We start from the raw sequence: 14,809 nt of genomic DNA on the forward strand, positions 1-14,809 counted from the left end.
GCATGGAAGAGGAGAAGGTGGAGCGGTTGGACCCTTATTATCGCCCGACAAGGGCGGAGATTTCACTCGATGCGCTGAGGCGCAACTTGGAAGCATTCCGCGCGGCACTGCCGCAAGGCATGCGTCTGATGGCATCGGTGAAGGCGAATGCTTATGGACATGGGGCAGTAGAGGTAGCAAGGGAAGCCGAGCGATTCGGCGTCGATTATTTGGGTGTCGCATTTTTGGATGAAGCGATTCAGCTTCGCAAGGCAGGCATTGCAACTCCGATTCTTGTGCTCGGATTCGTGCCAGTGGAAGGGCTTGAGCTCGCAAGAAAGCTGAATATAACGATTGCGTTGTTCCGTGAGGATATTCTTCATGCCATATCGGCACTGCCGGCTGCGGAGCAGAAGCTTCGCGTGCATGTGAAGGTCGATACGGGCATGGGGCGTCTTGGCTTGCCGCCGGGCGATGAGGCGATTGCCTTCATCGAGCGGGCGTTAGCTGAGCCGAAGCTTGAGGTTGAAGGGCTGTTCACGCACTATGCGCGGGCCGATGAAGCGAATAAGGATTATACCGCGCTGCAGTATGAGCGCTTCAACAGTTTGACGCAGACGCTTGCGCAGCGGGGGATCGACATTCCGATCATCCACGCGGCCAACAGCGCGGCGGGCATGGAGACGCCGCAATGGGCATACGGTATGACGCGGCTGGGAATCGGCATGTATGGCCTGTATCCATCGCAAGAGGTCAATCAGACACGTATCAAGCTGTCGCCGGTCATGTCGCTCAAGACGCAGGTCGTCATGGTGAAGCAAGCGCCGCCGGGTTGGGGCATCAGCTATGGCACGCGTTATTTTACTGCGGGCGAAGAGCGGATCGGCACGCTGCCGATCGGATATGCGGATGGATACAGCCGGATGATGACCGGTAAAGCGCAGGCGATTGTACGGGGCGTGAAGGTTCCGGTACTCGGGACGATCTGCATGGACCAGTGCATGATCGCGCTAGATCCTGCCGCACAGGCCGGCGTTCCCGTCGAGGCGGGCGAAGAAGTTGTCTTAATCGGCGAGCAAGGCAGCGAAGCGATTACGGCCGACGACCTTGCGTCCATGCTGGATACCATCAATTATGAGGTGACTTGCATGATCGCAGCGCGTGTTCCGCGCGTGTATATCCGTGACGGTCAGCCTGTCGATACATGGAATCCATTGGGTTGATGGCAGATATTACCGGCAATCTCGACGCGTTTCTTGGAGGATTTCCGCAATTTTGCGCGAATAAGAATTAGAAGCACCGGGTATTGCGTGCATCATCTATCAATGTTTGCAGCATACATGCAATACGGACTGCATACGATGGATGGTGTATATTTCGAGGGGAACGAAGAAATACTGATAGTGCGCTTTTTTGGAAATGTTTTTGGAGGTGCGAGTTCGGTGGCCAATATGCAGAACACCAAGAGGATTATGATCAGTTTGCCGGATCATTTGCTGGAGGAAGTTGACGGGATCGTCGCCAAAGAAAACTCGAACCGAAGCGAATTTATTCGTCAAGCGATGAAATTGTACTTGATTGAACGGAAGAAACGCCAAATTCGCGAGTCGATGCAACGCGGGTATTTGGAGATGGCCAAGATTAATCTAGGTATGGCATCAGAGGCTTTTCAAGCGGAGGAAGACGCGGGCGACACGCTCGGCCGACTCGTAAGCGGGGTGTAAAGCTTGATCGTAAAACGCGGCGATGTGTTTTTTGCGGACTTATCCCCCGTCGTCGGTTCAGAGCAGGGGGGCGTTCGCCCGGTACTGGTCATTCAGAATGATATCGGCAACAGGTTCAGTCCAACGGTGATTGTGGCTGCCATTACAGCTCAGATTCAGAAAGCGAAGCTGCCGACCCATGTGGAGATCGACGCGGCATCGCATGGCTTTGACCGCGATTCAGTAATCCTGCTCGAACAGATCCGTACGATTGATAAGCAGCGGCTCACGGACAAAATTACGCATCTAGACGACGAGACGATGCGCAAGGTGGATGAAGCACTGCAGATTAGTGTTGGGCTGATCGACTTTTAATAACCTAAGCTTGCGGCATAAGCCTGGGATTCTTGAACCGTGAGGTTTAAGAATCCCAGGCTTTTTGCTGCGTACCGCCGCCGCTTGATATTCCGCTGCCTGAACGGCTAAGATGAACATATAATCGCATGTGGAGAGGATCGATACAGCAATGGGCACAATCGTAGTAATCGGCAGCATCAATATGGACGTCGTCAGCCATGTGGAGCATCATCCGCTTCCCGGCGAGACGATTCATGGAACGAATACAGGCAACTTCCCCGGCGGCAAAGGCGCCAATCAAGCGGTAGCCGCGGCGAGGTCCGGCGCTTCGGTTACGATGCTCGGCGCGGTCGGCGAGGATGCCTTCGGACAAGCGTTGAAGGATTCGCTCGCCGCGAGCGGCGTCGGCATCCATGCGGTGCTGACGAAGACCGGCACTTCGGGCCTGGCATTCATCGCGGTCAACGCGGAAGGCGAGAACACGATCATTCTGTCCGCCGGGGCGAACGGCCAGCTGATGGAGGCAGATATTGAAGCGGCACGGGCGGAATGGACCGGTGCTTCGGCGATTCTGCTGCAGAACGAGATTCCTTGGGAGACGACGCGCTTCGTTCTCGAGCAGGCATCCGCTGCCGGCGTACGCGTCTTCCTGAACCCTGCTCCGGCCTTGAAGCTGCCGCAGGACGTATTCCCGTGGATCGACACGATCATCGTGAACGAGACGGAAGCGCAGATCGTCACCGGCATTGCGGTGTCTGGCGCCGATTCGTCCGAGCAGGCGGCGGATGCGCTGATCGGACTTGGCGTTCGGGCAGCGATCGTCACGCTCGGGGAGAAAGGCTGCTTCTATAAAGATAAGGTTGGCGAGCGCGTCGGCATGCCGGCGTTCCGCGTCGAGCCGAAGGATACGACGGCTGCGGGCGATACGTTCATCGGCGCTTTCGCGGCCGAGCAGGCAAGCGGAGCGGGCATCGAGCAGAGCCTCCGTTTTGCCGCGGCTGCATCTGCGATCGCCGTTACGAAGGAAGGCGCGCAAGCGTCCATTCCGGCGAAGGCCGATACGCTTGCGTTCCTGCAGGAACGCGCGTAAGCTGGCCGCGGAAGGCCAATCAATCTCGTATTCGGTTACGACCGGATACGGGATTTTTTTGTATGCGCCAATACCGGCCTAGCTTGACGCACGACTGCAAATTCCGCCTCTAGACGTAGAACCTAATCCATCTTCCGTCGGTCCTCGGACAGGCCCGGATTTACGTATACTTAAGACATCAAGCGCGTTATGCGGCAGCGGCTCGGATCAATGGTGAAAGCGAGTGAGGCGGATATGATGATTCGCGTGGAGGAACGGGATTTGAACTTGAGCGGTACCGGTCAGATAGCAGGCGGCGCATACCGCTTCGTGAAGCTCGAAGGCATCAGCAAGGTGAATGGTCCCATGGCCTGCGAGCAAATGACGGTGAACGGGGTCGCGACGATGAATGGCAGCGTAGCCGCGGACCGATTCGAGCTGGCGGGCAAACTTACGGTTCATGGCGATCTGCTCATTCAGGCGGCGAAGGCCGAGGGGCAGATAACGATAGACGGGGACTTTCGCGGCGAGGCCGTCTCGCTTAACGGCATGGTCAAGGTGAAGGGGAATTGTGAGCTGCACGAAGCGGCTTTGGCGGGTGGCTTCACGATTCTAGGGAGTCTGCTCGCAAGCCGGGTCGATCTTAAGCTCTCCGGCCGCTGCCAGGCGAAGAGCATTCAAGCGGGCATGATCGAGATTCGGCAGCTTCAGGAGAGCAATTGGAGCAAGGGCCTCCGCTTTCTCATCCCGGCGCTGGATCCGCGTGCATGGGTCGGCCAGCTGATCGGAGAGCACATTCTGATCGAAGCTACCCAAGCTCAGCTCGTGAGAGGAGACCGGATCTCGATAGGCAAAGGCTGCGTCATCGACCGGGTGGAATATCGCGCGTCGTTGTTCATCGATCCGGAGGCGAAAGTACGAGAGCGGGTGAAAATATGAGCAAACGCGATTTTATGGCGCAGAACGGACTATTCGGCGGCCATGGCAAAGGTGCCGTGCCGCCTGTCCGCAAGCAGACCCTCCGCATTACAGGCAACGGCACGTCAGGCGGCGGACACTTCCAGCGCGTCCGGATTACGGGCGAAGCGATCATCCTCGGCGATCTGGAGAGCGAATCGTTCCGCTGCACGGGCACCGCGCGCATTCAAGGCGGCGCTCAGGCCAGGTCGTTCCGCGTGCAGGGCGAGACGGTTATCGAAGGGCTGCTGCAGGCGGAAGAGCTGTCCGTCATGGGGCAGATGAAGACGGGCGGGTTCCTCACTCGGCGCGCCAAGCTGAGGGGACAGCTAGAATCGCTCGGATCGTGCGAGGGCGGTCAATTAACGTTAAAGGGCGGTTTCGACGTGGCGGGCCGGCTGAGCGCAGAGCGGATGGAGATCACCCTCTATGCGCCGAGCATGGCGGCCGGCCTGCATGGCGGGACAATCGAGGTGAGGCGCAGCCGGCTGCTTGAGCTAAAGCAGCTATTCAGCGATTCGAAGAAGGCATGCTTGATGGCAGAGTCGATCGAAGGGACGGAGCTGTATCTGGAATATACGACGGCTAGCGTCGTGCGGGGCGGTAAAGTCACGATCGGTCCGGGCTGCAAGATCGGGCTCGTCGAGTATTGGCATTCGATCTCGGTCAGCAAGCATGCAGAGGTCGGACAGCAGATGAAAGTTTAGCGCGGATACGGCAAGCCCTTAACTTCTAGCGGAGGTTAAGGGCTTTCTTCGGTTATGCGAATTTGATGGTATAAAATCATTTCCTTGCTATCAAAATAAAGGAAAACGTTGTAACCAAGGTGATGCATGCATGATCTTCCATCGAAAGGTCGGGCAAGCCGGCGCCCGTTCATCGGATTCCGGCGGGCCGGGTGCACCGCCCAAAACGCCTGTGTGCCATACGCTTAGCGATAATATGGCCTGGCTAAAGTCGAAAATCGGCCATAGCGCGGATTTCGTCATTCGCATGATCGAACCCGTCTCCACTCCCAATAGCCAGCTGATACTGGCGTATATCGACGGTCTGGTGGACCAGCCGGGCTTGAATCGGGATATTATACAAGCCTTGCAGCAAGCCGCCGCAAGACATTCGGGCGATGCCGGCATGTGGCTGAACGAGCTGCAGCACCGGTTCGTGTCTACCGGTTCCACCGCCCGGAGCGAATATCTGGAAGACGCGCTCCAATCCATCCTCAACGGAATGTGTCTCATTCTCGCCGATGGCGCCGGATTTGCGCTTGTTGCCGAAGCGTCGGGCGGGGAGCAGCGCGGGGTAGAAGAGCCGAGCACGCAAGGGGTTCTGCGCGGTCCGCAGCGCAGTTTTACCGAAAATATCCGCACCAATGTCGCATTGGTGCGGCGCATTATACATGACCCCGAGCTCTATTACGAGGAACGTCTCATTGGACGAAGGACGCAAACCGCCGTCGGTCTCCTGTATATGAAAGGCATTATTAACGAAACCATCGTAAGCACGATCCAAGACCGTCTTGAGGCGATCGATATCGATAGCGTGCTGGAGAGCGGCTATATCGAGGAGTACGTGCAGGAAAAAACATTCACGCCATTTCCCACGCTGCTGAATACGGAGCGTCCGGACGCGGCGGCCGGCGCTTTGCTGGAGGGACAGTTCGTCGTGCTGGTGGACGGTACGCCGTTCGTGCTGATGGGACCGGTTACCTTCCATAAATTCTTCCAGTCGCCGGAGGATTATTACCAGCGCTTCGATATCGCCTCTTTCTTGCGGATGATTCGTTATGCCGGGTTCATGATCTCGATGTTGCTGCCGGCCGTCTATATTGCCGTGACTACCTTCCATCAAGAAACGCTGCCGACGCTGCTGCTCATCAGTCTTCTTGGCCAGCGTGAAGGCATTCCTTTACCTGCGCTCATGGAAGCTTTCCTGATGGAGATCACCTTCGAAGTCTTGCGGGAGGCCGGCGCACGGATGCCTCGGGCCATCGGACCGGCCATCTCCATCGTCGGCGCGCTCGTTCTCGGTCAGGCTGCGGTGCAAGCCGGCATCGTATCACCAGCCATGATCATCATCGTAGCCTTCACCGCCATCTCCAATTTCGTCATGCCGCAGCTTAATATCGCGATTGCCGCGCGGCTTATCCGCTTTGCCCTCATGCTCGCCGCGGGGGCGCTCGGCTTCTTCGGCATCTTCGCGGGAGTGCTGATTATCGCGATTCATTTGACGGGGCTCAAATCGTTCGGCGTCCCGTATATGGCGCCGTTTGCCCCGTTTGTTCCCGGCAGCATGCACGACATCATCATCCGGGCGCCGCTTCGTTCGATGAAGAAACGTCCTCGCATTCTAGGTACGAAAGATTCCGACCGCAGGCCGGGAGGGAGCGGACCGTGATGGCCTACCGTATCGCATGGAAGTTTAGCGCAGCGCTCCTGTCGTGCCTTCTGACAAGCGGGTGTTGGGACCGCAATGAGCTCAATGAACTGGGGATTATCTCGGCGACGGGAATCGACTGGGAGGACGGCAAGTGGCATGCGACGAGCCAAATCGTATTGCCGCTCAGCACGTCGGGCGAAGGCACCGCCAAGCAGATGAGTCTCTCGCCCGTGGACGTCTTCTCGACGGAGGGGGAGGGCATCCGGAGCGCTTTTCGCAAGGCAAGTCTGGAAACGACTCGGAAGCTCTATTTCTCTCACAATCAGGTTGTCATTATCGGCGAAGCGGCGGCACGCAAAGGCATTGACCCTTTGCTGGATGTCTATTTGCGCAATACGGATGCGCGGGAAGATGTCATCATCTTTCTAACGGCGGGGAAAGCCAGCACGATTCTTCGCCAGCTCTCGCCGACCGAATGGAATCCCGGCAACGGACTGCGTAAGCTGATCGAGATGGAAGAGTCGCAGAACTCCCGAATTCGCGCCATGAATATTTTCGAGGTCATATCGGAGCTGCTCGGTCCCACGCAATCCACGCTCATTCCGGAGATTCGCCTATCCGGCAATCCCCAAACGCTAACCCAGGTCGACGCGCAGAAAAAAACGCAGCTGGATGCCCGGTTGAAGCTCGGCAGAGTCGGTCTTGTGAAGCGGAACAAGCTGGTCGGGTGGGGGAAGTTCGACGAGTCGTTCGGCATGATGTGGCTGAGCAACCATGTGACGCGCGGGTTCTTACCCTATGCTTGCGCAAGCAAAGGGACCAGAAGCTCCAGCTTTCGCGTCATGAAAGCCCATACGAAAGTATCTCCCGTGCTGGTCGAGGGAGAGCTCGGGTTCAACGTGAACGTGGAAGCGGAAGGTAAGATCGAGGATTACACCTGCGAGGATGACCTTGCCGAGATCGAGGTGGTCAAGCGGCAGGAGAAGCTCATTGCGGAGGCGATCCGCCTGTTGATGAACAAGGGGTGGGAGGCTTCGAAGCGCATGAAGACGGATGCGATCGGATTCGGAACCAAGGTGTACGAGCGTTATCCGGCGCTCTGGGAGAAGATGAAGGAGGATTGGGATGAGCACTTTGTCGAGCTTGAACCGAACATACAGGTTCATGTGCATATCAAAGGGACAGGAAGCAGCAATCCATCGATCGTTTCCTATCAGAAGAAAAAATGAGCAGTCCTAACGTCGAAACGTCCACGGACAGGGTCGGCAAGTATCAGCTCATGACGGCGATCATCATGTTCGAAATCGGCAGCACGCCTATGTTCTTGCTCGGCATCAAGGCCGGTCAGAATGCCTGGATGGCCATGGCGGTCGGTGCGGTTGCCGGTCTTCTCGTACTGGTGCCCTGCCTGTATCTGCAGCGGTTGACTGGCGACACGGATTGGACGGAGATGCTGCTGCAACGATTGGGCAAGTGGGCCGGAGGCCTCGTCGCGCTGTTCTATGCGCTGCTGCTAGCCTACGAATCGATGCGCAACGTGCGGGATTTCGGAGAAATGGCCAATGGAACCATCTTGCCGCAAACGCCGAAGTGGGTGATCATGATCGTCATTACCACCATCGCCTGTTACGCGGTCCGCAAAGGCATTTTCGTGTTATTCCGAACAATCGAACTGTTCTTCCCGACCGTTGTGATGAGTTATACGACCCTCGTACTGTTCTTCTTCATCTCGGATTTGCCGTCCGTTCACAGGCTGCGGCCCATTCTGGACAAAGGCATCGGACAGGTGCTTGGCGAAGCCTTGCCGGAGCTGATCTCGTTCCCGTTCGGACAAGTCTTCGTATTCCTCCTGTTCTGGAAATACGTCAAGTCCGGCACGGGATTCGTGCGTACGAGCCTTGCTGCCTACGGCGTCGTCTCCTTGTTTCTTACGATCATGAGCGTACTCACTTTATCGATCCTCGGCGCGGATGTGGCCCAAGTCGTGGCCTATCCTTTTCTCGAGGCGGTTCAGCTCATACATATCGCGGATTTTCTCGAGCGTCTGGATATCTTCGTCACGCTCATTATTTTCTTGGGCCTCTTCGTGAAGCTTGCCGTGTTCTATCTGGCCTCGAACCTGATGGTCAGCCGTATGACCGGACTGCCTGAACGCACATGCGGCTGGTTTCTGGGGATCGTCATTTTCGCCGCTTCCTTCCTGGAGCCGAGCCAGACGTTTCATATTTGGCTGGGACTGAAGGTACAGGTGAAATACGTCTGGATCTTCCAGATGCTTATGCCTATCCTTATACTCGCGCTTACGCTTATCAGCAAGCGAAGAGGTCAAGCTTCATGCTGACGAAAGGGAAGCAATCGGTACCGTAACCATGCTATTCTCCCCAAGAAGCGGGGGGAAGCGTGGTTTTTTTATATCCGCCAGAGCTATCCGCTCGGGTGTGTTCGGGCGAGGCACTCGCGATTTGTACAAAACAAAAATGACAGGATTCGTGTTTGTCCATTGTCGATGGGCAAACGTTATTTTATATTTCTTAATAATGATAATCAATCTCAGTTAGTTGAGGTGCCGATTCAAAAGGGGGAAGAAAGATGAAACAAAAAACATTGCGTACTGCCGGTACGGGTATGATGATCGCGGTACTATCCATGATGCTGCTCGCTTGCGGCAATCAGTCGACGAACGGTTCGTCCGAGGAGGCAACAACGGCTTCAACGTCTAACGAAGCGCAAGCAACGACAGCCGAGCAGGAGAATGCAGCGTCGTCCGATAGCACGAGCGAAACCAAGCTATTCAAAGATTGGACGGGCCACGAAGTGGAGGTACCGACCAATCCGCAGCGTGTTATCTATCATGGCGAGGTGACAGGGGATCTGCTCGCTCTAGGCATCGTTCCGGTCGGAATCCTGAAGCAGGAGGGTACCGTGTTTGACGATCAGGTCGCTGAGGCGGAAGACGTTGGCTTCCCGATCAGCACGGAGAAGTCGCTCGCTCTGAATCCCGACCTGATCATCATCTCCAATAGCGATGAAACGTTATATGAGCAAGTGTCCAAAGTAGCTCCAACCGTAACCTTCAATTCCTTCGATCCGCTGGAGGAACGCATTCGTTTCCTTGGCGACCTCTTCGACAAGAAGCAGGAAGCAGAGGATTGGTTGGCCGCTCATGCCGCAGCGACCGAAGAGATGTGGAAGCTGCTTCGCGAGAATGGCTTGCAGGAAGGCGAGACCGCGTCGGTCTTCACGATGTACCCCGGCGACCGTCTGTTCGCGATGGCTGGTGCCGGATTGCCACAGCTATTGTACGGAGAGGGCGGCATGAAGCCAACCGCAGAGATTCAGAAGGTGCTGGATGAAGAACTGGGTTTCGTCGAGATTTCGCAGGAAAAAATGCCGGAATTCGCCGGAGATCGGATCTTCATCCTGAACGCAGTAACTCCGGAGGCGCAGAAATCGACGGAAGATATGATGCAGAGCAATGTGTGGAAAAGCTTGCCTGCCGTTAAAGCCGGCAAGGTATATAGCCTGGATATCGTCAAAGCGTCCAGTGACGCCACCTCCAGAGAGTGGCTTCTGCAAGAGCTGCCGAAGCTGATGATCCCTTAGTGCATCCATAACTGACCGACGAATATAGCCGGAATAGGGCTCTTTCAACATACCGTTGAAGAGCTCTTTTTCACGTTGCAGGCATACATCTCATGGGGTGCTCTGCAGCATGTCTGGAATAATGACGATCGCTGACGTATAATCAGAAGAAAAACAGTAAGTGATAAACATTCTCATTTACAAGGATGTGAGGTGCACGGAAATCGTGAATAGGAATGGAAGCAGCGCATCTTTGTCGTTCACGGCGTTCCTGTTCCGCTTTGTCCATATCGAACGGCGTATCGAGCAACCAGAACACGTGATGCTTGAAGTGAACTGTGAACGGCACACGCTCTTGTTCTGCGAACAGGGGGAAGGTCGGTTATATATCGGGCGGGAATTGTTCCCGTTCGTTGCCGGCAAGATCTATCCGCTTGCTCCTGGCGAAAGTTATCAGCTCGAGCATGACCGCTCGGACGCGCTGGAATATAAGGTGCTTCATTACGATGCCGTACACATGGTCACAGGGGATCCGGAGCTTTTCACGCGCCCGCTCTTTGAATCCAGGGACTTGTTGAACCGTTATTCGCCTGTCCCGCGGATCGGCGTATTGGATTCGCTGTATTCGGGACGTTCGTTTCAGTCGGATGCGGAATATAGTCAGATGAACGTTCATTTTCACAAACTGATGGAGCTTATCGTGACCCGCTATACGCTGCCCCAAGCGGAACAGAGCCCGGAGAGTCCGGAAGCCAGCATCCTGAGCGCCATTCAATACGTGGATGAGCACTTCGCGCAGGAGATCAGCGTTCAGAAATTAGCGGAGCTCGCCAATATGCGGCCCGCTCAATTCACGGCTTTGTTCAGGCAAATTACCGGCCGCAAACCGCTTGAGTATGTTAATTATGTGCGAATTGAACAGGCCAAGGAGCTGCTGATGCGCTCCGATGACCCTTTGCGCGATATTGCAAGCCAGGTGGGCTTTCGCGACGAATATTATTTCAGCAGGCGTTTCCGGCAGCTCACTGGACTAGCTCCCCGCCAATACGACAGATCCCTCCAACGCCATACCCTTGTTCAGGATTGGGCGGGCCATGAAGTCAACATTCCCGGGAAGCCGGAGCGGATTCTATTCTTCGGCAAGTCGGCAGGAGACCTTCTTGCGCTTGGCATTCCGGTTCTGGACGGCGCATCGTATTCCGCTTTGCCGCCGCTTGATTTGGAGTGGGCTTTGCAGAAACAGCCGGATCTTATTCTATTCGATAGCAACAATGAACAGTTGTACCAGCGGCTCTCCCGCATCGCGCCGACCTTGACGTACAACTCGCATGCGAAACTGGAAGAGCGGATGCGTAAGGCGGGCAGCTGGTTCGGCATGGAGACGGAAGCGGAGGAGTGGCTGACGGCGTATGATCGCAGATCCGAGGAGATGTGGAACAACCTCCGAGGGGCAATGCAGCCGGGCGAGACGGCATCGGTATTGGTCCATCATCGGGGGACTCGCTTGTTCGTCATGGGCAATATCGGGCTGGCCCCGTTCCTCTATCATTCTCATGGATTCCGGCCCGTGAGCAAGGTGCGGGAAGCGCTGCAAGCAGGCAGGGCCTACAAGGAGATTTCGACGGAATCGGTAAGCCAGTATACGGGAGACCGAATATTCGTGATGATGCCCGAGTGCGAAGCCGCGCGAGCCGCGACGAAGAAGATGTTCGAGAGCGAAGAGTGGAAGGCGTTGCCTGCAGTCGTTAACGGACATGTGTACAAGCTGGAGGAGCAACTTTGGAATATAGGGGATGCCGTATCGTGCCTCAGGTTACAACAATTGTTGCTTCAGTTGCTAGAGGGTGAGCGCTCTCGAGTGAATGTTCCATCTGCAGCTGCCGAAGGTTAGATAAGGGGAAGGACGCTGGTAAGTTAAGCGTCCTTTTTGATTTATATAAGGAGTGCTGAATAAGAGAAGTACGACGACAAGATAATCCCGATTTAGAACCTTGATAAATCAAGGTTTCTTTTAATTGGAGGGATTTTCTTGTCGGTTTATTTTGGACATGAAAATCCCATGTTTACGTTCTAGCGACAAAAAAATCACCTTAATAAGGTTTATTTCGGCTTAAATTAGACGAAATTGAATACTAAGAATCAAGTAGGAGTGATTGAAGTGTATACAACGCCTTTAATTAAACAGCGAAGTGGTCGATATGGAAATAATCATTGGATCGTGTACAGCCCGAAAATAAAAAGAGAAGTAAATTTATTTAGTGATCTTGAGTTTGATCACTGGGTAACAATTGAAACTGATTGGACTGTTGAAACTTTCTGTGAGCAGCCGGATAAAGCTGAAGGGGAAGAAGGAACATCCATTTTTGACATGTGGATTAAGAAAAAGGATGGTAGGGAGATCTATTTTGAAATTAAATACGAGAAAGCTCTCACTGATGAACATGTGGTAAAACAAATTGATATACAGAAGAAATGGTGTGAACACCATGGTAAAGAGCATCAAGTTCGTACAGAAAAAGATATTAGAAGTAACGAAATCTATTTAGAAAATCTAAAAGATATACTTCCATATTTACTGAATAACAGCACCATTGTGGAAATTGACAGCTATAAAGTGGCTGCTCAAATTAAAGACGGGAGAAAGACATTAAAGGAATTGAATCAAATATTAAATATGAATTTACCTCGGTTATATGAAGCCGTTGCTTGCTTAATATGTTCTGGTGAAATAAGAGCCAATCTTGAGAAAGTATATTTTGGTCTAGAAACGGAGGTGTGGATAGATGAGACGGAAAAGCTTGGTTGAAAAATTAGGAATTAGCCATGACTTGCTCAACTTATCAGTGTGGCCGATTGTAGATACAAGTGCCTTAAATGAAGTTGCTGCTAAAAAATATCAAAGCAGAAAACGGGCTGTTGAGATGTATTTACTGGATGAAGCAACCCTGAGTGAGATTTCTGAGGTAACTGGAATTGAAAAAAAGGAAATAACCCGATATATAGAGCGATGTTTCATGATTGATCAATACGGACAGATTCTAGGATTTAGAGCTTTAATTCCTGGGCTCCATCTAAAGAGTTATGAACGGGAGCATCTCCCAAAAATGAAAGCTTCAAATTATTCGGGCGCGTTCGATTTGTTACTTGAGAAGTTTCCAGTATTAAGAGATTGGATTGATGATAAAGCTTTAGCGAAAAAAAGGAACTCAAATACTATTACTTATTCAGTAAAGTATTTACATAAACATTTTAGAGAGAAGTGTAAGGAATTAGGGATTTCTATGAGTGAATATCCTCTAAATACTGAAGATCAGGGGAGGAGATCTTTGGAGAGGTATGTCAAAAAATTAAAGGAACGTCATTTTGGTAATGAGCATTTATATGGTGAGGTTGCTGCCATGATGGCAAAAAGTACGGGAAGTGGAACTAAGAATTATGTAACGAATTTCAGACCTTTTTCACGTGTTATGTTCGATGCACATAAAATTGATCTAATATTGACGATTCGATATACGGATCCTAATGGAAATCAAGTGAAAAAAACCTTAAAAAGGATTTGGCTGCTTGTAATACTAGAAATCCCAACTAATGCAGTTCTGGGTCACTTGTTGTGTGTTAAGCCTGAATACTCTCAAATGGATGTTCTACAATGTATCCAAAACGCAATTCATCCACACTCATCAATGACATTTACAATAAAAGGGCTCGAGTATCCAGAAGAAGGATCATTCCCCTCAATATCTATTCTTGAAACTCAATGGGCAGTGTGGAGAGAATTCTGGATGGACAATGCGAAAGCCAACCTAGCTAAGAATGTGAAGGATAAGCTGACCCAAACAGTTGGGTGTTTTATTAATGCAGGTCCTGTAAAGTCTCCTTTGCGACGTTCGGTTATAGAGAGATTCTTTCGTATTCTTGCTGTTAATGGATATCACTTACTTCCTTCCACTACAGGGAGTAATCCCAATGATCCCAAAAGGAAAAATGCTGAAGAGAAGGCGCTGGCTTCAGAGATTAGTATTGAACATCTAGAAGAACTAACAGAAGCAATGTTAGCCCAGTATAATATTGAGCCACATAGCGGTAATTCAGGTTTAAGTCCCATTAAGGCAATGCGTGACAAAATTCACTCGGGATATCTACCAAGAATTCTACCTGAGCACAGGCGTCAGGAACTGGGCCTTTTGGTAATTAGCCAGACTGTTACCGTAAAAGGAAACTTAAGTAAGGGGAAAAGGCCGTATATAAACTTTGAGGGAACACAATATAGAAATGAGGTCCTATCTCAGCATGCGAGTTTAATAGGAAAGAAACTAACGATTTATATAAATATCATGGATGTACGTTCTGTCAGAGCTTTTTTTGAGAATGGAAGCGAACTCGGTCAGTTACGTGTCTCCGGTAAGTGGGTTAAAACTCCCCATAGTTTAGAAACAAGAAGATTAATAAATAAATTCCTACGGAGTGAGAAGAGAGCATTCTTCTTGGCAAGTAATGATTATGTTCAAGCTCTTAGAGATCATCTTAAGAGCAGTAAAAAGAAAGGAGATAAGAATTGGTATGCTCATCAGCAAAGATATCAGCAACAAATGGATAAATTAACAGAGGTAGCAAGTGATGTTGATAATGAAGAAGTAACCGAAGTATGCGAAACGGAAAGTTATCAAGAAGAAACGGTGTTTAATAATATTATCGTAATTACAAATGAAGAAGAAGGAAAAGTCGAAGAACTTGAATATGACTGGGAAGAGTTCTTTAAACCAATTTCTTTTTAGGAGAGCGATTA

The 14,809-nt window shown here is 52.2% G+C and carries 13 protein-coding genes; all 13 read left to right on the forward strand.

Going from position 1 to position 14,809, the window contains the following annotated elements:
• Positions 1–26 precede the first annotated feature (26 nt).
• The gene (gene alr / locus FHS18_RS20435) at positions 27–1,202 is read left to right on the forward strand and encodes an alanine racemase (RefSeq protein ID WP_183602200.1); all 1,176 of its coding nucleotides are present in this window, start codon (positions 27–29) and stop codon (positions 1,200–1,202) included.
• A gap of 219 nt (positions 1,203–1,421) precedes the next feature.
• The gene (locus tag FHS18_RS20440; protein ID WP_183602040.1) at positions 1,422–1,703 is read left to right on the forward strand and encodes a ribbon-helix-helix protein, CopG family; all 282 of its coding nucleotides are present in this window, start codon (positions 1,422–1,424) and stop codon (positions 1,701–1,703) included.
• A gap of 3 nt (positions 1,704–1,706) precedes the next feature.
• Entirely contained in the window at positions 1,707–2,057 is a 351-nt protein-coding gene (locus tag FHS18_RS20445) for a type II toxin-antitoxin system PemK/MazF family toxin (RefSeq protein WP_183602042.1), read from the forward strand.
• A 151-nt stretch (positions 2,058–2,208) separates the two neighbouring features.
• A complete protein-coding gene (gene rbsK / locus FHS18_RS20450; protein WP_183602044.1) occupies positions 2,209–3,129 on the forward strand; it encodes a ribokinase in 921 nt (306 codons plus the stop codon).
• 210 nt (positions 3,130–3,339) lie between these two features.
• The gene (locus FHS18_RS20455) at positions 3,340–4,047 is read left to right on the forward strand and encodes a hypothetical protein (RefSeq protein WP_183602046.1); all 708 of its coding nucleotides are present in this window, start codon (positions 3,340–3,342) and stop codon (positions 4,045–4,047) included.
• Complete coding sequence (locus FHS18_RS20460; RefSeq protein WP_183602048.1) at positions 4,044–4,772, forward strand: hypothetical protein; 729 nt, start codon at positions 4,044–4,046, stop codon at positions 4,770–4,772. Before FHS18_RS20455 ends, FHS18_RS20460 begins: the two co-directional genes overlap by 4 nt.
• 130 nt (positions 4,773–4,902) lie before the next feature.
• On the forward strand, positions 4,903–6,459 hold the full coding sequence (locus FHS18_RS20465; RefSeq protein ID WP_183602050.1) for a spore germination protein: 1,557 nt from the start codon (positions 4,903–4,905) through the stop codon (positions 6,457–6,459).
• Entirely contained in the window at positions 6,459–7,670 is a 1,212-nt protein-coding gene (locus FHS18_RS20470) for a Ger(x)C family spore germination protein (RefSeq protein ID WP_246427802.1), read from the forward strand. Before FHS18_RS20465 ends, FHS18_RS20470 begins: the two co-directional genes overlap by 1 nt.
• Positions 7,667–8,782, forward strand: a complete 1,116-nt coding sequence (locus tag FHS18_RS20475; protein WP_183602054.1) for a GerAB/ArcD/ProY family transporter — start codon at positions 7,667–7,669, stop codon at positions 8,780–8,782. The genes FHS18_RS20470 and FHS18_RS20475 overlap by 4 nt, the downstream gene beginning before the upstream one ends.
• Positions 8,783–9,030: 248 nt before the next feature.
• Positions 9,031–10,044 (forward strand): ABC transporter substrate-binding protein, encoded by a 1,014-nt coding sequence (locus FHS18_RS20480; protein WP_183602056.1) that lies wholly within the window; start codon positions 9,031–9,033, stop codon positions 10,042–10,044.
• A 205-nt stretch (positions 10,045–10,249) separates the two neighbouring features.
• The gene (locus FHS18_RS34520) at positions 10,250–11,914 is read left to right on the forward strand and encodes a helix-turn-helix domain-containing protein (RefSeq protein ID WP_183602058.1); all 1,665 of its coding nucleotides are present in this window, start codon (positions 10,250–10,252) and stop codon (positions 11,912–11,914) included.
• Positions 11,915–12,181: 267 nt separating this feature from the next.
• Entirely contained in the window at positions 12,182–12,829 is a 648-nt protein-coding gene (locus FHS18_RS34990; protein WP_183602060.1) for a TnsA endonuclease N-terminal domain-containing protein, read from the forward strand.
• On the forward strand, positions 12,807–14,798 hold the full coding sequence (locus FHS18_RS20495) for a hypothetical protein (protein WP_183602062.1): 1,992 nt from the start codon (positions 12,807–12,809) through the stop codon (positions 14,796–14,798). The genes FHS18_RS34990 and FHS18_RS20495 overlap by 23 nt, the downstream gene beginning before the upstream one ends.
• Positions 14,799–14,809 lie beyond the last annotated feature (11 nt).

The sequence above is a fragment of the Paenibacillus phyllosphaerae genome (assembly GCF_014192105.1).
GTDB lineage: Bacteria > Bacillota > Bacilli > Paenibacillales > Paenibacillaceae > Paenibacillus_Z > Paenibacillus_Z phyllosphaerae.